The organism is Herbaspirillum frisingense, assembly GCF_047325095.1.
In the GTDB taxonomy this organism is placed as follows: Bacteria; Pseudomonadota; Gammaproteobacteria; order Burkholderiales; family Burkholderiaceae_D; genus Herbaspirillum; species Herbaspirillum frisingense.
The window spans coordinates 2,716,155-2,736,245 of record NZ_CP168558.1 but is presented as its reverse complement, the minus strand read 5'-3'; the positions used below and the strand labels follow the sequence as shown (position 1 = coordinate 2,736,245).

Sequence of the window (20,091 nt, the reverse complement as noted above, 5' to 3'; positions counted from 1 at the left end):
AGATCCCGCCATGACGGCCAGCCCCGACGAGATTTTCTCCCTGGAAAAATTCGAGTACCTGTGCTACTCGCGGCAGCATGAGCCAGCCGCCCGCGAACTGGTGCGCCTGCTGCTGCTGATCGACCGCCAGTATGGGCAACTGGCCGACAAGTTTTCGCTGCAGGTATCGGCCGCCGTCACCGCCACCGAGCTGGAGCAGCACATGCTGACCCGCGTCACCAGCGCCATCTCGGCACTGTTTTCGGACCCCGCCTTTCACATCAGCCCGGACGGCTTCGGCCAGTTGATCAATTTCCAGCGCTGGTTGGCGGCGCTGTTCGGCGCCAGCCATTTCATCAATGCCGACCACATCCTGGCCTCGCTCAAGCTGGGCGGTCCGCAGGCCGAGGTGTTCGAAATCAAGCCGCTGGACCTGGTGAAATTCTGCATCCTCTACTCGCCCGAATCGGAGCTGCCGCTGGACGTGGAAATGCTGTGGGCGCAGAACAAGCCGCTGGCGGCCGCCCTGTTCCTGGCCTTGATGTCGCCGCGCTTTCTCGGCACGCCGGCAGCGCACTCCAAGCGCGAGGCCTTGCTGGGCTGGCTGCCGGACCGGCTGCAGCAGCTGGACTCGCTGGACGGGCTGCCGGTGGCGGTGCTGCATGACGTCTACATGCACTGCAGCTATGCCGACCTGCCGCAGCGCCATCGCATCAAGGGCGCCATCAACCAGTTGATCGTCAAGAAGCTGCGCGCCGAGGGTCTGGCCGACCTGGACCACGACGGCGCTGGCCGGGTCGACGGCAAGCCGGTCGTGCTGGTGCTGCTGGAATGGTTTTCCGGTGGCCACTCCATCTATCGCACCCACTCCAAGACGCTGGAGGCGGCACGACGCCACTTCCACGTCGTGGCCATGGGCTACGAGGCCAATACCGACGAGCTGGGGCGGGCAGTCTTCGATGAATTCGTCATCCTGGAGCAACCCTCGGACCTGATGGGCTGCATGCGCCAGATCGCCGCCCAGGCCCGCACCCGACAGCCACAGGTGTTCTACATGCCCAGCGTGGGCATGTTCCCGATCACCATGTTTGCCGCCAACCTGCGCGTGGCGCCGCTGCAGGTGGCGGCGCTGGGCCACCCGGCCACCACGCATTCGCCGCGCATCGACTACATCAGCGTGGAAGACGACTTCGTCGGCGACCCGGCCTGCTTCAGCGAAAAGCTGCTGCGCCTGCCGGCCGACGGCCAGCCCTATCGGCCCTCGGCCATTCCCTTCGCGGTACCGCGCCTGGAGCGACGCGATCTGCCCCACGTCAACATCGCCATCGCCGCCACCACAATGAAGCTCAATCCGCGCTTCCTGATGGCCTGCCAGAAGATCGTGGAACTGGCGGCCCGGCCACCCGGTGGCGGTGCTGGCAAACAGGTGCATCTGCACTTCCTGGTCGGTCAGGCGCAGGGGCTGCTGTATCCGCAACTGCAGCGTCTGGTGCTGCGCTACGTGCCGGGTGCCCAGGTCTACCCGCACCAGCCTTACCAGCAATACCTGTCCATCTTCAACCAGTGCGACATGTTCCTGTCGCCCCTGCCCTTCGGCAATACCAACGGCATCATCGACGCCTTCACGGTCGGCCTGCCGGGGGTCTGCAAGACCGGGCCGGAAGTCTTCGAGCACATCGACGAGGGCCTGTTCCGCCGGGTCGGCCTGCCCGACTGGACCATTGCCGCCACCCTGGACGACTACATCCTGGCGGCGGTGCGCATGGCGACCGATTACCCGGCGCGCCAGGCGCTGTATGCGCATCTGGCTGATCCCCAGGCCTTGCAGCGCCTGTTCGAAGGGCGGCCGGAATCGCTGGGAGATGCACTGGCGGAGCTGGTGGCACAGCGTTGCGACGGGATCAACGCGCAAGAAAAATGACACAGCCGGGGGCAGCGTCTGCCGCCCCCGGCTGTGTCATGTCATGGCAAGACAGCGCCACGCAACTTCCCTGCACTCCCCTCAACTCCCCTTGCGGTCCTTGAAGGCGGGCACGAACATCTCGTTCCATACTGCCGGCTTGGTCTTGATGGTGCCGGCTTTGCTCATGAAGAGCACGTATTGCATGATGTCCACCGGCGTGGTCGAGAACTCGGTACCGGGGTCAGCCAGCATCTGCTCCACTTCTTCCTGCGGCAGCTTGAGCTTGGAGACGCGCAAGAAGGTTTCAGCCGCGCCCTTGCGGTTCTTGACGATATAGGCGTTCGCTTCTTCCTGCGCCGCCATGAAGGCTTGCGTCAGCTTGGGGTTCTTGTCGGTGAAGGACTTCAAAGCGAAGACCACGTCGATGGTGATGTGGCCCAGCACGTCGGTGGAGTTCAGCACGCGGGTGATACCGGGCGCCTTGGCTTCCTGGTAGGAGAACGGCGGCGAGGTGAAGTGGGCGGTGATCTCGGTCTTGCCGGAGACCAGCGAAGCCATTGCCTCCGGGTGTGACAGGCTCACCGTCAACGGGTCCAGCTTGGCGTAGTTCTCGGCACCGAAGGTCTTGGCCGCGGCCATCTGCAACAGCACGGCCGACAGCGAGGTCTTGATACCGGGGATGGCGATCTTGTCCTTGGGCGTGAAGTCCTTGAGGGACTTGACGTTGGGGTTGTTGGTGTTCAGCCAGAGCGGCGAGGTCGACAGTGCGCCCAGGCCCACCACTTCGGAACGCGGGATGCCATGCGCCTTGGACCACAGGGTCACGAAGCCCGGGGCGCCGGTGCCGGCAATGTCCAGGTTACCGGCCAGCATGGCGTCGTTGATGACATTGCCGCCGTCCAGCAGCACCCACTTGGTCTTCACATCGCCCAGGCCCATGGCCTTGGCATGCTTTTCCAGCAGGCCCTGGTCGCGGATCACCATCAGCGGCAGGTACAGCAGGCCGTAGCCGTGGGAAATGCGCACTTCCGGCGCTTCGGCGCGCGCGGCACCGGCGGCGGTGGACAGCGCCAGGGTGGCGGCGATCATCATGCTGCTAAAGGTACGACGTTTCATGTGTTGTCTCCTGTGGGTTCTCAGTTTATCGGTCTTGTCGTGGTCAGTCGTGTTGCGGTCAGCCTCAGTGCTGCATGCCCCAGCGGCGGATGGTGCGCTTCTCGATCTGGGCGAAGATCAGGTTCTCGACCACCAGGCCGATGATGATCACGAAGAACAGGCCCGAGAAGACGTTGGCGGTTTCCAGTTGGTTGCGGTTTTCGAAGATGTACCAGCCCAGGCCGCCGGCGCCGGAAGAAACACCGAACACCAGCTCGGCTGCGATCAGCGTGCGCCAGGCAAAGGCCCAGCCCACTTTCAGGCCCGTGAGGATGCTGGGGAAGGCAGCCGGGATCAGGATGGACTTCACCAGCGAGAAGCGGCGCAGGCCATAGTTCTGGCCCACCATGCGCAGGGTGTTGGACACCGCGCGGAAGCCGCCGTGGGTATTGAGGGCCACCGCCCACAGCACCGAGTGCACCAGCACGAAGATGATGCTGCCGGTGCCCAGGCCGAACCAGATCAGCGCCAGCGGCAAGAGCGCGATGGCCGGCAGCGGGTTGAACATGGAGGTCAGGGTTTCCAGCAGGTCGTTGCCGATGCGCGAGCTGATGGCCACGGTGGTCAACAGACCGGCCAGCAGGATGCCCAGGCCGTAGCCCACCAGCAGGGTCTGCATGGATACCGCGGCACGCTCCAGCAGCACGCCGCTGCCGATGCCGGAGAGGAAGGCCTGCACCGTCTCGCTGAAGCTGGGGAACAGCAGCGCATTGTCCAGCCAGCGGCCATAGACTTCCCAGATCACCGCCAGTACCAGCAGGATCACGGTCTTGCGCAGCCAGCCCATGCGATATAGCGATTCGAAGGCCGACAGCGGGCGCTGCACCTCGGCGGTGGCATTGGGGTTGGATTCCACCACGATCTCGGGGCGGACGTAGGGCAGTTTGGTTTGCATGATTGTTGTCTCCTGGCGCGGCTCAGTGATGCGCGAACAGCATGTCGTTGATGCGGGTTTCCAGCTCGGCCTGGGCGGCGGTTCCCAGCTGGCTGGGGTCGATGCTGTTGAGTTCGGCGCGGACCTGGCCCGGGTGCGGGGTCAGCAGGAGGATGCGGGTACCGACGCGGATGGCTTCCTCGATGGAGTGGGTCACGAAGAGCACCGTGAACTGGGTGTCGTCCCACAGGCGCAGCAGCTCGTCCTGCATCTTGCGGCGGGTCAGCGCGTCCAGCGCGGCGAAGGGTTCGTCCATCAGCAGCACATCGGGCTCCATGGCCATGCCACGGGCGATCGAGACACGCTGCTTCATGCCCCCGGAGAGCATGTGCGGATAGCTGTCGATGAACTTGGCCAGGCCCACCTTGCTGATGTAGTACTCGGCGCGCTCGGCGGCGGCGCGGCCCTGCAGGCGACCACTGGCGTGCAACGCGAATTCGACGTTCTGGCGCACCGTCTTCCAGGGCAGCAGCTGGTCGAATTCCTGGAACACCATCATGCGGTCCGGCCCCGGCTCATGCACCTCGCGCCCCTTGAGGCGGATTGCGCCGGAGGTCGGTTGCAGGTAGCCGCCGATAGCCTTCAACAGGGTGGACTTGCCGCAACCGGAGGGACCCAGCAGGATGTAGCGATCGCCCGGATGGACGTTGAAGCTCACGCTCTGGGTGGCCGTCACCAGCGAATCGGTGGTCTTGTATTGCAGGGTGACGCGGTCGATCTCCAGCAGCGGGCGCGATGGATCGATGGCAGATGCGCCATGGGCATTGTCGCTCATGCAAGTCTCCAAATGATTTATAGGATTTATGTTGGAACGGATGCTAGGCCGCGAAGCTGTAACGAATCTGACTAAAAGCTGACGGCTGTTTCTATCACGACGTTCGGGCATACAATGGCGCCCTGCAACACGCCCAAGCAGCGCCCACAGCTGCGGCAACGCCATCACACTGGAGATCCCCATGCGCATCCTGCTGGTCGAAGACACCGCCGACGTGGCCGAGGCCATCGTCTCCCACCTCACCCGCATCGGCCATACCGTGGAATGGGAGAGCCAGGGACTGGCCGCCAGCCGCCGCCTGGGCGAGGCCTTCGACCTCCTGATCCTGGACGTGATGCTGCCGCAACTGGACGGCTTCGCCCTGCTGGAGCAATTGCGCACGCGCGGGCAGCACACCCCGGTGCTGATGCTGACCGCCTGCGGCGAGATCGAGGAACGGGTGCGCGCCCTGGACCTGGGCGCGGATGACTACCTGGTCAAGCCCTTCGATTTCCGCGAACTGGAGGCCCGCATCCGCGTGCTACTGCGCCGTAGCGGCGGCGAATCCACCAACCTGCTGCACTGCGCCAACCTGTGCATCGACCGCAAGAGCCGCAGCGCCACGCTGGACGGCCAGCCCATCGACCTGACGCGGCGCGAGGTGACCCTGCTGGAAATCATCGCCGCCCGTCCGGGTCGCATCTTCAACAAGGATGAATTGATGGATCGGCTCTTCACCGTCGATGACACCCCCAACGCCAACACGGTGGAGCAATACGTGGCGCGTCTGCGCAAGAAACTGGCCGGCGCCGCCTTCGAGATCCGCACCCTGCGCGGCCTGGGCTACCAGCTGGTGCTGCAGGTCCCGGCCGAGGCACTGCCCTGATGCAGGGCCGCACTCAGGACGTGGTGGCCGGGCGCTCGCTCTATACCCGGCTGGTGGTGCGCGTGGGCGCGGTGCTGCTGGCCAGCGCCGCGGTGCTGTTGATCGCGATCTGGATTTCCACCCAGCTGGCCGCCAAGGAAGCCTATGACCGCATCCTCACCGGCAGCGCCCTGCAGATCGCCGAAAACACCTGGTACGACCATGGCGAGGTCAATGTCGATGTGCCGCTCGCTGCGCTGTCGATGCTGGGTACCGGCGACCACGCCATCTATGCCGTCTTCGATCCGCGTGGCCGGGTGATTGCCGGCGATGCCGAATTCCGCCCCGAGATTCCCTGGACCGAGCTGGAACAGGGCCCGCTGCTGCGCGATGGCCAATACCTGGGCACGCCAGTGCGCATGGCCATCATCGGCCGCCGCATGCCGGTCGACAGCCCGCATCCCTGGGCCGTCATCGTGCTGGCGCAGACCAACAATGCCCGCATGTCCTTCGCCCACAGCCTGGGCAGCAAGGCGCTGGTGGTGATCGTGGTGATGAGTGTGTTCACGCTGGTGGCCGCCATGTTCACGCTGTACCAGGCACTGGCGCCGTTGAAGCGTATCGAGGCGGCCATCCGCGAACGCGACCTGAATGACCTCTCGCCCCTGGCCCTGACGGTGCCGGCCGAAACCCATGCGCTGGTCTCGGCCATCAATGCCTTCATGCAGCGGCTGGCGGTACACCGCGCCACCATGCGCCGCGTGATCGGCGACGCCGCGCACCAGTTGCGCACGCCTGTGACGGCACTGGTGGCGCAGATGGAACTGCTGGCCAGCGAGAGCAACGAAGAAAAACGCCAGCGCCACCTGAGCCTGCTGCGTGAACGCACGCGCAGCCTGGGCGCGCTGGTGAACCAGCTGATCAACCATGCCATGGTGCAGCATCGCAACGACAGCCGCCTGCAGGAACCCATCGACCTGGCCGCGCTGGTGCGCTCACAGATGACCGAGGTGCTCTCCAACCGGGCGCGCACACCGCACGACCTGGCGCTGGATGTTCCGCCCCTGCCCTGCCTGATCCTGGGTGACGCCATCGCGTTGGGCGAGGCCGTCAAGAACATCCTAGACAATGCCCTGCAATACGGCGCGCCGGGCCTGCTGCATGTGCGGATGGATAGCGATGGTCAACACCATCAGTTGCGCTTCATCGACGACGGGCCGGGCATCCCGGCCGGCGATTGGGAGCGCCTGCGCAAGCCCTTCGCGCCGCGTGCGGGGGATCGCATGGGCGCCAGCCTGGGCCTGTCCATCGTCGAGGAAGTGATGCGCGCGCACGGCGGCGAGATGCAGTTCGCCTATCTGCCGGACGGCCATTTTGCGGTCCTACTGCAGTTCCCCGCCTGGCAGGCGCCGGCCTAGGGTCTGACTATTTCCATTCGATGATGGCGTTGCGGCGGTCCAGCCAGTGCACCTTCACACCGGCCGGCGCCACCTTGCGCCCGGCACAGGCACTGGCGGCCAGCGCGAACGGCGCATCGTAGTAACGGCCGCTGGCGGAGGAACGCAGCGGTGTCTGGGCGGCATGACTGGCGATCCAGTCGGCCGCATTGGTGCGCAGGAAGATCATGCAGGCGCCACCGCTGGTAGGCGCCACCTGGCAGGTGCAGCTGTTGCCGGAGGTGGTGATGGGCTCGGCCAGCGCGCCATTGCCGTTCAAGGTATCCGGCACGGGAACGGGAACCGGCACCGGGATCGGCACCGCCTGCTGGTGTGGGCCATAGTGACCACCCAGGTCGCGCGTGGTGACCTGCGCCAGGGCAGGCAGGGCCGCTGCGCACAGGAGGCAGGCCAGGATGCGTGGAATTGTCATGATCAAGGCTCTCCCAGGGTGGCCATTCAATGGACCAGGATGGACTAGGCCCGGGCGCGCAGGCGCCACAGGGTGGTGGTTTCCTTGCTGCGGGCGGCGAACAGCGGGTCGTCACGGTCGACGGCCTTGCCGTGGCGCGGCTTGATGTCGTGCCGTGCCACCACCTCCAGGCCCGCTTGCGCAATCGCTTCCGCCAGCATGCCCGGTGCGCGCAGGCCGAGATGCTCGGCGAAATCGGAGAGGATCAGCCAGCCCTCGCCATGGGCACTCAGGTGCGCCGCCAGTCCATTGAGGAAACCCAGCAGCATGCGGCTGTCGGGGTCATAGACGGCATGTTCGATGGCCGAGCTGGGTCGCGCCGGCAGCCACGGTGGATTGCACACCACCAGTGGTGCCCGTCCGGCCGGGAACAGGTCGGTCTGCTGTAGCTCCACCTGCTGGCGCAGGCCCAGGCCACGCAGGTTCTCATCGGCACAGGCCAGGGCGCGCGGATCCATGTCGGTAGCGACGATCCTGCGCACGCCCCGCTTTGCCAGCACCGCCGAGAGCACACCGCTACCCACGCCAATGTCGAAGGCCAGTTCGGTGGATGGCAGTGGCGCCTGCGCCACCAGGTCCACATACTCACCCCGCACCGGCGAAAATACGCCGTAATAGGGATGGATGCGCCCACCCAGTGCGCCAATCTCGACACCCTTCTTGCGCCATTCATGGGCACCGATCAGACCCTGCAGTTCGCGCAGCGAGACGGCGAAGGACTCGCTGGCCAGCGCCGCATCGTAGGCCTCGCTGCAGGCCGCCTGCACCTCCGGTGCACGCCGCAGCGGCACCACGAAGCCGGGCTCCACGGGAATGAGCAGCATGCCGAGGATACGCGCGCGTTGCGCCTGCATCTGGCGATGCTGGTGGAAGGCCTGGGCCGGGCTCTCGCCGCTGGCTGGCTTGCTGCGGCTCTTGGCCAGTGCGCGCTCGCGTGCCTTGTCCACGCGCCGGCCCAGCGCCTGCAGCAGTTGCCGTGCATTCTGGAAGTCGCCGCGCCAAAGCAGGCCGGTCCCTTCGCAGGCCAGCTTGTAGGCGGTATCGGCAGCGATCTGGTCGTCCGCCTCCTGGACCCGCCGGGGCGGCGGATTACCGGCCTCGGAGTGCCAGCGCAGCTGATGTTGGAGAGCGCCGGACTGCCAGGTGAGCTGCGGCGGGAAATCGTCTTGTGAAGTCATGAATCAGGATAGGCAATGGCGGCGCCGGACGCGCCGCGCGCAAAAACAGCCGCCAGTGTAGCAAAGCAGGACGCCGTGGCCTCGCCGGGACCGGAACTTCCCTCCGCCACCGACAACCAAACAGGACAACTTGACGTCGGGCAAACCCCGGCGGCTTTTTTCGCCGGCCGCGCTGCAATGCGCCTATGATGGAGCCGGTCAATCACCGAAGGAGAATCCATGAGCGAGCAAATGCAAACCCCGGGTTTTGATCACCAGCGCCTGCTGGACATGGTCGGCCAGTTCGAGGCGGAGCTGCAGAAACTGCCCGCCGGCAGCACCGAAGCCGACCAGCTGCGCGAAGACATCGCCCGCCTGCGGCAACATCTGAGCGCCCCGCAACCCCATGCCGGCCAGGTCGGCGACACCTGGCAATCCCTGCGTCGCGCCGCCGACAGCCTGGAAAACCAAGTCCTCAAGGACAGCCCCTACATCACCGAGATGGGCCGCATCATCGGACTGCTCTGAGGCCTGCTCCACCGGCCGCCGCCGGTAAAAAAACCGCCAGTCGTGATGCATGCAATGCACACGACTGGCGGTTTTCTTTTCAGCGCCGTGGATCCGGAATCCGCGATGCGGCTCAATGGGCTGGCAGCGGAATCCACTCGGTTTCACCCGGGATATCCGGGAACACCTGCTTGTCGCGGCCATTCCAGGCCAGCTTGGCGGCTTCGATCTTGTCCCGCGAGGTGGCGACGAAATTCCACCAGACGAAGCGCGGGCCATCCAGCGGCGCGCCGCCCAGGATCATGAAGACCGCCTCGCCGACCGCCTTGAGGGCGACCGTGGCGCCCGGTTGCAGAATGGCAAGGGTGCCGGCCGGCATGCTTTCGCCATCCAGCGTCACATCACCACGGACCACATAGACGGCGCGCTCCTGCACCTCGGCGCCGATCTCCAGCTCGGCACCTTCGGTGGTGCTGCCCGCCACGTACAGGGTCGGGCTGGCGGTCTTTACCGGCGAGCTCACGCCGAAGGCCGAACCGGCCAGCACGTGCAGGCTGGCCCCCCCCACCTGGGTCTGCGGCATGTCTTCCGATGCGTAGTGATGGAAGCTCGGTGCGTCCTCTTCCTGGTCGGCCGGCAGGGCCACCCACATCTGCAGACCGTGCACCGGCACCTTCTGCTCGCGGATGTCGTCGGGAATGCGCTCCGAGTGAACGATGCCGCGACCCGAAGCCATCCAGTTGACCGCGCCCGGGGTGATGCGCTGGACCACGCCCAGGCTGTCGCGGTGCATCATCGCACCGGAGAACAGGTAGGTGACGGTAGCCAGGCCGATATGCGGGTGGGGACGGACATCGCCTTCGGTGGTGCCGGCGTCGAATTCCACCGGACCCATGTGATCGAAGAAGACGAAGGGGCCGACGGTACGGGCGGCAGCAGCGGGCAGCAGACGGCGCACGGGGAAGCCGATGTCGCGGGTCAGGCCCTGGATCTTGTGAAGGATGTTGCTCATGGTGCTCTCCTGTTGTGGTGCGGGCGTCCCGGACGCCCGTTTTTTTCATTCAGATGACTGGCGATGAAGTGCAGTCTTTTTCAGCGCAGATGTGCTCAAAAACGGCCGGCGCGGAAATCATCGATGGCGGCTTCGACCTGCTCGCGGGTATTCATCACGAACGGCCCCCATTGGGCGATGGGCTCGTTCAGAGGCTTGCCGGCGATCAGCAGGAAGCGGCTACCCTGCTCGGCCCGCACCGTCACCCCGGCGGCGCCCACCGGATTGGTCAGCACGGCCATGCGACCGGCTTCGGCCGGACGGGGTTCGGCGCCCTCGCCGCCCACGGCCAGCTTGCCCTGGTAGACGTAGAGGAAAGCATTGTGGGTGGCCGGGATCGGCAGTTCCAAGCTCACGCCGGCTTCCAGGTCCAGATCCAGGTACAGCGGCTCGGTGGTCTCGCGGCGGATGGCGCCATCGGTACCGAAGGCAGTACCGGCCAGCACGCGCACCTTCACCCCCGGCTGCGGGAAGGTCTCGGGAATACCGGCCGAGGGGATGTCCTGATAGCCGGGATCGGTCATCTTGTCCTTGCCCGCCAGGTTGACCCACAGCTGGAAGCCGCTCATGAGGCCGTTTTCCTGCTCCGGCAACTCGGAATGCACCAGGCCGCGACCGGCAGTCATCCATTGCATGCCACCCGGTTCCAGCAGCCCTTCGTTACCGGCATTGTCGCGGTGGCGCATGCGGCCGGCCAGCATATAGGTCACGGTCTCGAAGCCACGATGCGGATGGTCGGGGAAACCGGCCAGGTAGTCGCTGGGTTCGTCGGAGTGGAAGGCATCCAGCATCAGGAACGGGTCCAGGCGGCGTTGCAGGTCGTGGGTCAGCACGCGGGTGAGGCTGACGCCGGCGCCATCCTGGGTGGGGATGCCGTTGACCAGGCGTTCGATCTGGCGGGTGTAGGGGGTAGTCATGGTCGATCTCCTTGAATCTGAATCAGCCCGCACCTCTTGGGCGCGGGCCGGGACTGCATTGATGGGGCGGTGACAGGTGAGGATCAGCGGATCAATGAATCAGTGTGCTTGAATCAGTGTGCTTCTTCCGGCTGGGCCTGGGTGTCGATGGAGGACACCAGCAGCAAGGCGCCGATCAGGGCCACGTTCTTCAGGAAGTGAATCATCTGGCCCTGGGCAGCGGCACCTTCCATGGTCCAGAAATGGTGGGCCGACAGGGTGGCGCCGACGGTGAAGAGCGCAATCACCAGCGACACCGGACGCACGCCGCGACCACTCATGAGCAGCAGACCGCCGCCGACTTCGACCAGGATGGTGACCAGCACGGCCAGGGTCGGGACCGGCAGGCCCAGGCTGGTGAAGTAGCCGACGGTACCGGCGAAACCGACGATCTTGAAGATCCCGGAGATGACGAACAGCGACGCCAGCAGGACGCGGCCGATACGGAAGGTGGTGTAGTTGGTAATCATGGTAAGCCTCTCTGATATTGGGTATGGGTGAACTACGGTTGTTTGAGTTGTGATGCCGTGTTGCCTTACTGCATTTTTCTACATGACTTCGATGTGTTCGTCTTGCTACTGCCGACTACGCCCGGCTTTGTGCTGTTCGCTCTCGGCGTTTCGCTGCAGCCAGTGACGACAGAATAGGCAAGTTCGCTTCTCGAAAAAACTGATTATCTTTTTATAATCATCATCAATTTTTTAGATATAGTTGGCGTTTTGCTCTCTTTTACTCTGCTTTCTGGGGAATGCCATGAACATCGAACGCCTCTCGCTGGACCAGTTACGGGTATTTGTCCAGGTTGCCGACAGTGGCAGTTTCCTGGCAGCTGCGCGCAAGCTGGCGCGGGCGCAATCGGCGGTGAGCTATGCCATCGCCACGCTGGAAGATCAGCTGGGGGTGCTGCTGTTCGACCGCAGCGGCTATCGGCCGCAGCTGACCCGCCCGGGAATGGCACTGCTGGCCGATGCGCGCCAGGTACTGGACCATGTGGATTCGCTGCAGGTGCGGGCCAATTCCTATGCCCGTGGGCAGGAGCTGGAGATGTCGCTGGCGGTGGACGTGTTCTTCCCCACCGACTGCCTGGTGGACCTGCTGCGACGCTTTCGCGACGCCTTCCCGGCCGTGACGGTGAGGCTGGAGGTGGAAGCACTGGGAGCGGTGGCCGAGCGGGTCATCGATGGCCGCTCCATGCTGGGCATCCTGGGCACGCTGCCGACCACGCCACCCAACCTGCTGCGCATTACCTTGCCCAGCGTGCAGCTGGTGGCGGTGGTGGCGCCTGGCCATCCGCTGGCCCAAGTCAAGGGACGGGTGACGGAAAAGATGCTGCAGCAGCAGACCCAGCTGGTGCTGAGCGACCGCAGCGAGCTCACGGCGCGGCAGGATTTTTCGGTGCACTCGCGCCTGACCTGGCGCATGAGCGACCTGGGGACCAAGCACGCCTTGCTGCGTGCCGGCATGGGCTGGGGCAACATGCCCCTGCATGTGGTCAAGGATGACCTGGCAGCGGGACGGCTGATCAGCATCAGCACCATTCATCACTCGCCCCAGGGCGAGGAGCTGCCGATCCAGTGCGTCTACAAGCCCGACCACCCGGCCGGACCGGCGCTGTCATGGTGGCTGGATTCCCTGGCCGGGCTGATGTCGCGGGAGCGGCTGCGGGCCGACGCCCCCGCGCCCTTGGCGCCGAGGTGGGCGACGGTAGCGAAACGCTCGCGGTACTGCCCCGGGCTGACTCCGAGCTGGCGCAGGAATACCCGCCGCAGGTTCTGCTCTTCCCCGTAGCCGGCCTGGCTGGCAATGCGCTTGAGCGGCAGGCGGGTTTCCTCCAGCGCACGGCGCGCCGCTTCAAGCCGCATCAGTTCGACGGTACGAGCCGGCGTGCGTCCGGTTTCGGCCACATACAGCCGGGCAAAGGTGCGCGGGCTCATATTGGCCTGGCGCGCCAGGTTTTCCACCCGCAGGTCGGCTTCCAGATGCGCGGCGATCCAGGCGTGCAGCTCGGCAAAGCGCCCTGCCCCGGTGGCTTGCGAGGCCAGCGGGGCGCTGAACTGCGACTGCCCGCCCGGACGCTTGACGAACACCACCAGCTGGCGCGCCGTGGCGATGGCACAGGCATGGCCCAGGTCCTGCTCCACCAGTGCCAGTGCCAGGTCGATGCCGGCGGTGACGCCCGCGGACGTCCAGATACGGCCCTGGCGGATATAGATCGGGTCGCCATCGACCTCCAGCGCCGGATAGCGGCGCTGCAGCTGTTCGGCCGAATCCCAGTGCGTGGTCACCCGCAGGCCATCCAGCACGCCGGCCTCGGCCAGGTGGAAGGCGCCGGTACAGACCGAGCAGACACGCTGTGCAAGCGGCGCCATCCGGCGTATCCATGCCACCAGTGCCAGATCCAGACTGAAGGGCTCGCCCAGGCTGCCGCCGGGTGAGATCAGCGTATGCAGCGCTTGCCCGTCCAGCAGTCCATCCAGCGCCGCCAGCGACTGCGTCATCACCGGCAGTCCGGCACTGGTGACGATGGCGCCGCCCTGCGCCGAAGCCACATGCAGCCGATACACCTCCCGCCCCTGCAGACGATTGGTGGTCGCCAGCACCTGCAGGGGGCCGGACAGGTCGAGCAGGTTCATGCCTTCATAGGCCAGGATGACAACCTGGCGCGGTGCGTGCTTGGATTCCATGCAAACCCTGTAGTCGCTTAGTAAAGATCAGAAGTGAAGGTGCGTGCGATCTTAGCGCAGCCCGGCCGCCAGCGTCGCCCGCCCGGCACGCTGGGCCAGCATCCAGCGCCCGGTGACCAGCGCCGAGACCAGCAGCACCGGCAGGATGGCGGCGTTGAGGGTTTCCCACCCAAAGCGCGCCAGCAACGGCCCGGCACCGAGAGTGGCCAGGGCGGTGGCGGCGTAGCGCATCAGCTCGGCCAGGCCCTGGGTCTTGGCCCGTTCGGACGGGGTGTAGGACTGGGCCAGCAAGGTGGTGCCGCCCACGAACATGAAGTTCCAGCCCACGCCCAGCAGCAGCAAGGCCACATAGAAGGCTGGCAAGGTGGTCGAGAGCATGGCGATGAGCGCACAGCCCAGGTTCATGGCCAGCCCGGCCAGCAGCACGCTGCCCAGCCCGAAGCGCTGGATCAGGCGCCCGGCGAAGAAGGACGGCGCATACATGCCCACCAGATGCCACTGGATGATGGCGGCACCATCGTCGATGCCATGGTGACAGGCCACCGCCGCCAGCGGTGCGGCAGTCATGATGAACATCATCACCATCGACCCGGCCACATTATTGGCCACCGAGGCCATGAACACCGGGGTGCGGGCGATGGCCGACAAGGACCGTGCCGGCGCCAGTTCCGCACCCGTGGCCGCGGCGGCAGCAAGGTGATCGGTCTGGTCGCGATAGAACAAAATCAGCACCAGCACCGACAGCAGGCCCATGGCCGCCACCACCAGATAGGCGCCGGCAAAGAGCGCGGTGGGGAACCAGTCCTTGCTCCAGGCCGCCAGCGCCGGACCGACCAGCGCCGCGATCACGCCACCGGCCAGCACGGTGGAGATGGCACGGCTCTTGGCCGCTTCACTGACGGCATCGGCCGCCGCCAGGCGGTAATACTGGGCAAAGGCCTGGAACACCCCGACCAGGGCGGTACCGGCGCAGAAGGTCCAGAACTGGGCATGGAACACCGACCACACCGAGATCAACCCGCCCACGCAGCAGCTGGCCGCCCCCAGCACGAAGGACCAGCGCCGTCCCAGGCGCTGGATCAGGAAAGCCGCAAACCAGGTCACCACTGCCCCGGCCACCGTGATGAGGGCAAACGGCAGGGTGGCCAGCGCCTTGTCCGGTGCCAGTTGCCAGCCGGTCAGCGCGGTCAGGGTCAGGTCGATCGAGATGGCGCAGGTGAAGAGCCCCTGACACAGGGCCAGGACGGCGGCATTGCGGCTGCCGGCAGAGGCGGCGGAGGGGAAGCGCATGGGATTTGCTCCGGAGGGTGATTGATGGAAAAATTGTCGGATCGAGGGTGCTTTGGCGTCAATGACACAAAACCTTCAATTCCTGCCAACCCATCCTTGAAAGACCCCGCGACATGCTGATCCAGGCCCACGAATCCGCCCTGCTGGTCGTCGACCCGCAGGAAAAGCTGCTGCCGGCCATTCATGACGGCCAGGCCGTACTGGCCGAGATGGTCCGCATGGCCAGCATCGCCGGCCTGTTGGGGGTGCCGGTGATCGGCACCGAGCAGATGCCCGACAAGCTCGGCCCCAACCACCCCGACATCCGCCGCCTGTGTGACAAGACCCTCTCCAAGCGCCATTTCGACGCCTGCGCCGAGGGCCTGCCGGCGGCCATTCCCCCCTCGGTGCGGCAGATCGTCGTGGCCGGCTGCGAGGCCCATATCTGCGTGCTGCAAACCGCGCTCTCGCTGCTGCAGCGGGGCTATCGCGTGCTGCCGCTGCTGGGCGCCTGCGGCTCGCGCCGCGCCCTGGACCGTGATGCCGCCTTCGAGCGCCTGCGCCAGGCCGGCGCGGTTCCGGTAACCCTGGAAATGGTGGCCTATGAATGGCTGCGGGAAAGCGGGCATCCGCAGTTCCGCACGGTCCTGAAGCTGATCAAGTGAGACCAGCGACGTATTCCCGTGGTCCAGGTCAAGCCTGCCATCGCTCGGGAAGCACGGCCTGACTTAACTGGAATGCACGTTGGGCATTGAAGTGATGAAAGTTTCTGTTATCAGGCCTGCGGATGCATTCAGCAGCCGAGAACTGTGGTAAAAGTAACGGAAAAAATAGCTGCGTGGGCGCATCACGATGTTGCGTATCACCTATCATCACGCCAAACCCTGGCCAGCCGACGCCGCCACAACATAGAGGATCTCCACACGCTTATGTCCAGCCTACCTGCCCCCACGTCCGCCCACGCACCGCCACCGCTCACGCTGCATACCCTGCGCGCCAGTTGCTCTGCTTGCAGCATGCACCAGCTATGCCTGCCGATGGGCCTGGACCAGGGCGACATGCAGCGGCTGGAACAGGTCATCAATCGCCGCCGCAAGGTCAAGCGCGACGAGTCCCTGTACCGCCTCAACGACAAGTTCGACATGCTCTATGCCATCCGGTTGGGGCATTTCAAGACCTTCCAGAGCAATACCAACGGCGGCCAGCAGATCACCGGCTTCCAGATGGCCGGCGAACTGCTGGGCATGGATGCCATCGGCGCCGGTCACCACCTGTGCGAGGCGGTGGCGCTGGAAGACAGCGAAGTCTGTGAAATCCCCTTCTCGCGGCTGGAAGACCTGTTCCGCGACATGCCAACCCTGCTGCGCCAGTTCCATCGCATGATGAGCCTGGAGATTTCCCGCGAGCAGCGCGTCATGCTGACCCTGGGCAGCATGACCGCCCAGCAGAAGATGGCGGCCTTCCTGTTGAACCTGTCCTCGCGCTACGCCAGCCGTGGCTATTCGACCACCCGCTTCCAGCTGCGCATGACCCGCGAGGAAATCGGCAATTACCTGGGCCTGGCGGTGGAAAGCGTGAGCCGCCTGCTGACCAACTTCAAGAAGACCGGCGTCATCGAGGTCAACCACCGCGACGTCGAACTGAGCGACCTGGCGACCCTGCGTGCCATCGCCCTGGGCAACGACCCCTGCGCCTGAGCTGCCGGTAGCTGCCGCCAGCTACCTGCGAGAGGTTAGAATGGCCGGATGACAACACCCCGGCTCCCCCCCTCTTCTCCATCGCTCCTGAAAAGCTTCCTGCGCGCCCGTCTGGCGCGCGACCACCATCTCGGCCTGCCGCTGACCACCGGCCTCATGGCGGTGCTCTCCACCGCACTGCTGTTTGCCCTGATCGCCTATGAAGTCGCCACCAAGGGCGCGCTCACGCGCCTGGATCAGCAACTGGCGGACTGGTTCAACCAGCTTGCCTTCTCGCCCCTGACCGAGCTGGTGCTGGGCTACACCCACCTGCACGGCACCATCGGTGTACTGGTGATGGGCGCGCTGCTGCTGCGGCACATGGCGCGGGCGCGGCAATGGGCCTGGGTGGCGGACCTGGCACTGGTGTTGCCGGGCGGCATGCTGTTCAACTACACGCTCAAGCATGTCTTCGCCCGCATGCGGCCCAGCTTCGAGGATCCCATCCTGGTGCTGCACAGCTACAGCTTCCCCAGCGGACACACCATCGGCGCCACCCTGCTCTACGCCGTGCTGGCGGCCTACCTGCTGAACCAGCCGGCCCTGCTGGCGACCCTCGGCGCGCGCTTGCGCCTGGGCCACGCCGGCGTACAGCGGGTCGTGGTCGGCGCAGCACTGCTGCTGGTCGGGCTGACCGCGTTCAGCCGGGTCTATCTGGGTGCCCACTTCCTGAGCGATGTACTGGGGGCGATGCTGCTGGGCACGGCCTGGTTCGCGCTATGGACCACGGCGGTTTTCACAATACAGCGGCACTATTGGACAATGTCGCGTTCCAACTGACTTTCCAACATCCCCTCGTTGCGAATGCCAGAACAACAATCCCTCCAGAATTTACCCGACAGCAAGACCGGAACCGGGCGCCCTGACGTCGTTGCCGCCATCAATGCCAAGGCCGGTGGTGGTCACGCCGAAGCGCTGGCCGCCCATATCACCGATGAATTCGCCCGCCACGGCCTGCGCGCCGTGGTGCACTTGGCGCACAGCGGCGAAGACATGCTGCAGGCTGCGCGCGAGGCGGTGCGCGACCAGGTCCCGGTGGTAGCCGTCGGCGGCGGCGACGGCAGCGTCAATGCCGTGGCATCCACCCTGCTGGCCGACGGCCAGTGCCGCAGTGCGCTGGGCGTGCTGCCGCTGGGGACCCTGAACCACTTCGCCAAGGACCTCGGCATCCCCTTGGTCTTGGAAGAGGCCATCGCCAACATCGCCACCGGGCGCCGCCTGCGGGTCGACAGTGGCGAGGTCAATGGCCAGCCCTTCATCAACAATTCCAGCCTGGGCCTGTATCCGGACATCGTGCGCGAGCGCGAGAAACAGCAGGCCCGCCTGGGCCGCGGCAAGTGGCTGGCGTTTACGTGGGCAGCCATGGGCGCGCTGCGACGCTACCCCTTCCTGCGCGTACGCCTGTCCATCGATGGCCAGGAACACTGGCGGCGCACGCCCTTCGTCTTCATCGGCAACAACGAATACCTGATGAGCGGCCTGGACATCGGCAAGCGTTCCACCCTCACCGACGGCCGCCTGAGCCTGTACGTCTGCCATCGCACCGGCCGCTGGGGCCTGCTGCGGCTGGCCTTGCACGCGCTGTTCGGGCGCCTGCAGGCAGCGCAGGACTTCGACGTGCTGACCGCCACCGAGATCCACATTGAGACCCACAAGAAGCGCATGCGCGTGGCCACCGATGGCGAGGTCAACCTGATGCAGACGCCGCTGCACTATCGCATCCGCCCTGCCTCGCTGGAGGTGATCGTGCCGCAGGAAGCAAATGACGACGCCGGCAAGGAAGCCGGTATGCTGGACAAACTGTGGGGGGACCGCTGATGCGTACCCTCATCCATCTGTCGGACCTGCATTTCGGTCGCATCGATTCGGCCATCATCGAACCACTGATCGCCCAGATCCACGAACTGCGCCCCGATCTGGTGGTGGTCTCGGGCGACCTCACCCAGCGCGCCCGCAGCAGCCAGTTCAAAGAGGCGCGCCAGTTCCTGGATGCCTTGCCCAAGCCGCAACTGGTGGTCCCGGGCAACCACGACGTGCCGCTCTTCAATGTCGCCGCGCGCCTGCTGCAGCCGCTGCGCAAGTACAAGCGCCACATCACCCAGGACCTGCAGCCCTCGTACGTGGACGATGAGATTGCGGTAGTGGGCATCAACACCGCCCGCTCGCTGACCATCCAGGACGGGCGCGTGAACGACCGCCAGATCGAGCTGGCGCGGCGCGAACTGGCGGCGGTGGACGACCATCTGGTCAAGATCATCGTCACCCACCATCCCTTCGACCTGCCGCCGGGGCCGCAGCATCATGGCCTGGTCGGCCAGGCGGTACCGGCCATGCGCGCCTTCGCCCTGTGCGGCGCCGACCTGCTGCTGGCCGGCCACGTGCACACCAGCTCGGCCGTCAGCAGCGCCGGGCGCTATCACATCCCAGGCTATTCGGCGCTGGTGGTACAGGCCGGCACGGCCACGTCCACCCGCGGCCGGGGCGAGAGCAATTCCTTCAATGTGCTGCAGGTGCAGCCGCACGAGATCGTGGTGCACCGCCTGGCCTGGCAGCCCGAGGCACGCTCCTTCGCGCTGGAGGCCACGCAGACCTTCGTACAGCGCGGCAACGAATGGTTCGAGCAGAAGGCCGATGGCGTACTGGGGGATTAGGGCCTGTTCCGATTCAATCCAACGCCTCCAGGACGCACGGAGCGCACAGACGAAAAAAGAGCCGCTGGAAACCATGCGGCTCTTTTTTCATGTGCTCGTGACCGGCGCTGCCTGAGGAACCTGACGAACCTGATAAACCTGACAATTGCGCCTGCACGGACTCACATCGGGTTTTGGTCGATCCAGTCGCCGGAGAAATCGAGGATGTAGGCAATGGCCTCGTCTTCGGAGTCGAATTCATTGGTGGGCGCCTTGCGCTGGTAGCGCAGCTTGCCGCTGCCATCCTTGCCCTCGTGAATCACGAAGCAAGCCATGAATTTACCGCTATCGAGCTTCTTGACCTCTGGAATGACGGCATTTCCCCTGTACGGGAAGATCTGGGACATGTGATGAAACCTCCTTGTTGCGAGGCGCCATGCTAGCACAAGCGGCCTGTCTCCACAGGGCGCGGGCCGGCGACCCGCCGATCTCGCCAGGGCATGAGAATGCGGGAATGGCCGACGCGGAAACGGATGCGCTGCACCTATATTTGCAACATTGTTGCATTTATGAGATATTCGCAACTCAGTTGCATTTACATGT

20 protein-coding genes and 1 pseudogene are annotated in these 20,091 nt (G+C 65.3%); 10 read left to right on the top strand and 11 right to left on the bottom strand.

The genetic code is table 11. The annotated features are described in order from the left end of the window. Positions 1-10: 10 nt before the first annotated feature. A complete protein-coding gene (locus ACEOAC_RS12690; protein ID WP_413444415.1) occupies positions 11-1,900 on the top strand; it encodes a peptide transporter in 1,890 nt (629 codons plus the stop codon). An 81-nt stretch (positions 1,901-1,981) separates the two neighbouring features. Here the strand turns inward: ACEOAC_RS12690 and ACEOAC_RS12685 are convergent, their stop codons facing one another. The 3 genes from ACEOAC_RS12685 to ACEOAC_RS12675 form a co-directional block, all read right to left on the bottom strand. Then, entirely contained in the window at positions 1,982-2,998 is a 1,017-nt protein-coding gene (locus ACEOAC_RS12685; protein WP_077238082.1) for an ABC transporter substrate-binding protein, read from the bottom strand. A gap of 64 nt (positions 2,999-3,062) precedes the next feature. Further along, entirely contained in the window at positions 3,063-3,932 is an 870-nt protein-coding gene (locus ACEOAC_RS12680) for an ABC transporter permease (protein ID WP_413444413.1), read from the bottom strand. A 22-nt stretch (positions 3,933-3,954) separates the two neighbouring features. Further along, a complete protein-coding gene (locus tag ACEOAC_RS12675) occupies positions 3,955-4,746 on the bottom strand; it encodes an ABC transporter ATP-binding protein (protein ID WP_006463863.1) in 792 nt (263 codons plus the stop codon). A 181-nt stretch (positions 4,747-4,927) separates the two neighbouring features. Here ACEOAC_RS12675 and ACEOAC_RS12670 point away from each other — a divergent pair, with 181 nt between their 5' ends. Together ACEOAC_RS12670 and ACEOAC_RS12665 are read left to right on the top strand one after the other, a co-directional pair. Further along, a complete protein-coding gene (locus ACEOAC_RS12670; RefSeq protein ID WP_413444412.1) occupies positions 4,928-5,611 on the top strand; it encodes a response regulator transcription factor in 684 nt (227 codons plus the stop codon). Continuing rightward, on the top strand, positions 5,611-7,008 hold the full coding sequence (locus ACEOAC_RS12665) for a sensor histidine kinase (protein WP_413444411.1): 1,398 nt from the start codon (positions 5,611-5,613) through the stop codon (positions 7,006-7,008). Before ACEOAC_RS12670 ends, ACEOAC_RS12665 begins: the two co-directional genes overlap by 1 nt. A gap of 7 nt (positions 7,009-7,015) precedes the next feature. On the opposite strand, the gene ACEOAC_RS12660 is transcribed toward ACEOAC_RS12665, so the two are convergent. Both ACEOAC_RS12660 and ACEOAC_RS12655 read right to left on the bottom strand, forming a co-directional pair. After that, positions 7,016-7,459 carry a hypothetical protein gene (locus tag ACEOAC_RS12660; RefSeq protein ID WP_241811563.1) on the bottom strand — a complete coding sequence of 148 codons (444 nt, stop codon included), beginning with the start codon at positions 7,457-7,459 and terminating at the stop codon, positions 7,016-7,018. A 44-nt stretch (positions 7,460-7,503) separates the two neighbouring features. Further along, the gene (locus ACEOAC_RS12655; protein ID WP_413444410.1) at positions 7,504-8,676 is read right to left on the bottom strand and encodes a methyltransferase; all 1,173 of its coding nucleotides are present in this window, start codon (positions 8,674-8,676) and stop codon (positions 7,504-7,506) included. Between the two features lie 219 nt (positions 8,677-8,895). On the opposite strand from ACEOAC_RS12655, the gene ACEOAC_RS12650 reads away from it, so the two are divergent. Beyond that, positions 8,896-9,183 (top strand): hypothetical protein, encoded by a 288-nt coding sequence (locus tag ACEOAC_RS12650; RefSeq protein WP_006463868.1) that lies wholly within the window; start codon positions 8,896-8,898, stop codon positions 9,181-9,183. A gap of 112 nt (positions 9,184-9,295) precedes the next feature. On the opposite strand, the gene ACEOAC_RS12645 is transcribed toward ACEOAC_RS12650, so the two are convergent. From ACEOAC_RS12645 to ACEOAC_RS12635, 3 genes are all read right to left on the bottom strand, one after another. After that, complete coding sequence (locus ACEOAC_RS12645; RefSeq protein ID WP_006463869.1) at positions 9,296-10,174, bottom strand: pirin family protein; 879 nt, start codon at positions 10,172-10,174, stop codon at positions 9,296-9,298. Positions 10,175-10,269: 95 nt separating this feature from the next. Further along, positions 10,270-11,130, bottom strand: coding sequence for a pirin family protein (locus ACEOAC_RS12640; protein WP_413444409.1), 861 nt, complete (start codon positions 11,128-11,130; stop codon positions 10,270-10,272). Between the two features lie 113 nt (positions 11,131-11,243). Further along, a complete protein-coding gene (locus tag ACEOAC_RS12635; protein WP_006463871.1) occupies positions 11,244-11,639 on the bottom strand; it encodes a DoxX family protein in 396 nt (131 codons plus the stop codon). 283 nt (positions 11,640-11,922) lie between these two features. Here ACEOAC_RS12635 and ACEOAC_RS12630 point away from each other — a divergent pair. Continuing rightward, a pseudogene (locus ACEOAC_RS12630) lies at positions 11,923-12,813 on the top strand (LysR family transcriptional regulator); the annotation flags it as partial. Here ACEOAC_RS12630 and ACEOAC_RS12625 read toward each other — a convergent pair. Both ACEOAC_RS12625 and ACEOAC_RS12620 read right to left on the bottom strand, forming a co-directional pair. Then, positions 12,750-13,853 (bottom strand): GlxA family transcriptional regulator, encoded by a 1,104-nt coding sequence (locus ACEOAC_RS12625; RefSeq protein ID WP_413628365.1) that lies wholly within the window; start codon positions 13,851-13,853, stop codon positions 12,750-12,752. The pseudogene ACEOAC_RS12630 and the gene ACEOAC_RS12625 sit on opposite strands and share 64 nt — an antisense overlap. A 51-nt stretch (positions 13,854-13,904) precedes the next feature. Then, complete coding sequence (locus ACEOAC_RS12620) at positions 13,905-15,143, bottom strand: MFS transporter (protein ID WP_241811569.1); 1,239 nt, start codon at positions 15,141-15,143, stop codon at positions 13,905-13,907. Between the two features lie 113 nt (positions 15,144-15,256). On the opposite strand from ACEOAC_RS12620, the gene ACEOAC_RS12615 reads away from it, so the two are divergent. The 5 genes from ACEOAC_RS12615 (at position 15,257) to ACEOAC_RS12595 (ending at position 19,509) form a co-directional block, all read left to right on the top strand. Continuing rightward, the gene (locus ACEOAC_RS12615) at positions 15,257-15,787 is read left to right on the top strand and encodes an isochorismatase family protein (RefSeq protein ID WP_241811570.1); all 531 of its coding nucleotides are present in this window, start codon (positions 15,257-15,259) and stop codon (positions 15,785-15,787) included. A 264-nt stretch (positions 15,788-16,051) separates the two neighbouring features. Further along, on the top strand, positions 16,052-16,819 hold the full coding sequence (fnr, locus tag ACEOAC_RS12610) for a fumarate/nitrate reduction transcriptional regulator Fnr (protein ID WP_102662363.1): 768 nt from the start codon (positions 16,052-16,054) through the stop codon (positions 16,817-16,819). Positions 16,820-16,867: 48 nt separating this feature from the next. After that, the gene (locus ACEOAC_RS12605) at positions 16,868-17,638 is read left to right on the top strand and encodes a phosphatase PAP2 family protein (protein WP_413445737.1); all 771 of its coding nucleotides are present in this window, start codon (positions 16,868-16,870) and stop codon (positions 17,636-17,638) included. 24 nt (positions 17,639-17,662) lie between these two features. Beyond that, complete coding sequence (locus tag ACEOAC_RS12600) at positions 17,663-18,676, top strand: diacylglycerol/lipid kinase family protein (protein ID WP_413628364.1); 1,014 nt, start codon at positions 17,663-17,665, stop codon at positions 18,674-18,676. Further along, a complete protein-coding gene (locus ACEOAC_RS12595; RefSeq protein WP_413445469.1) occupies positions 18,676-19,509 on the top strand; it encodes a metallophosphoesterase family protein in 834 nt (277 codons plus the stop codon). Before ACEOAC_RS12600 ends, ACEOAC_RS12595 begins: the two co-directional genes overlap by 1 nt. Positions 19,510-19,670: 161 nt before the next feature. Here the strand turns inward: ACEOAC_RS12595 and ACEOAC_RS12590 are convergent, their stop codons facing one another. Then, the gene (locus ACEOAC_RS12590) at positions 19,671-19,895 is read right to left on the bottom strand and encodes a hypothetical protein (RefSeq protein WP_006463880.1); all 225 of its coding nucleotides are present in this window, start codon (positions 19,893-19,895) and stop codon (positions 19,671-19,673) included. Between the last annotated feature and the right edge of the window lie 196 nt (positions 19,896-20,091).